Source organism: Vibrio sp. M260118, from assembly GCF_036533755.1.
Taxonomy (GTDB): Bacteria; Pseudomonadota; Gammaproteobacteria; order Enterobacterales; family Vibrionaceae; genus Vibrio.
Map to the genome: position 1 here is coordinate 1 of NZ_JATABG010000649.1, position 818 is coordinate 818.

Annotated in this window: 1 protein-coding gene; it reads right to left on the bottom strand. The window is 48.8% G+C overall.

Going from position 1 to position 818, the window contains the following annotated elements; all coding sequences use genetic code 11:
• Positions 1–11: 11 nt before the first annotated feature.
• The coding region (locus QTO00_RS20270) for an FAD-dependent oxidoreductase (protein ID WP_331426353.1) at positions 12–818 on the bottom strand (807 nt) is incomplete at its 5' end.

Sequence of the window (818 nt, forward strand, 5' to 3'; positions counted from 1 at the left end):
TTTAGTTAAGGCTATACCTCAAGGTAATCAAGTATGCCTTCTGCTGCTTTGCGGCCTTCATCAATAGCGGTGACAACAAGATCTGAGCCTCGAACTGCATCACCTCCGGCAAAGATTTTCTTGTTGCTGGTCTGATACATGAACTCTTGATCACTAGGTGCCTTTATCCGGCCCCATTGATCGAGATCGACACCATGTGGCTCTAACCAGCTCATTTGATGAGGTTGGAAACCAAACGCCATAATAACGGCATCGGCTTCCAAGACATGTTCACTGCCTTCGACAGGCTCTGGGCGGCGACGGCCTGCTTCATCAGGCTCACCTAACGCTGTTTTGACAACCTTAACCCCAGTGACTTGACCAGAGTTATCGACTTCTAGGCCAAGGGGTTGAAGGTTAAACATAAAGTTCACGCCCTCTTCCTTGGCATTCTTCACTTCGCGGCGTGAGCCCGGCATATTAGCTTCATCGCGGCGATAGGCACAGATAACATTCGCAGCACCTTGACGAATTGAAGTACGTACACAGTCCATTGCGGTGTCACCACCACCGAGTACAACGACTTTCTTACCCGCCATATCAATGAATGGATTTGAGTCCTTCAACTCCATGACCTTGTAGGTGTTGGAGATAAGGAAAGGCAGTGCATCATATACGCCTGGAGCATCTTCATTGTCTAATCCTGCGCGCATGTTCTTGTAGGTACCAACGCCAAGGAAGACAGCGTCATACTTATCGATTAGCTCCTGCATTTGGATGTCTTTCCCGACTTCAATGTTAAGTTGGAACTCGACACCCATTTCGCTGAACACGCGACG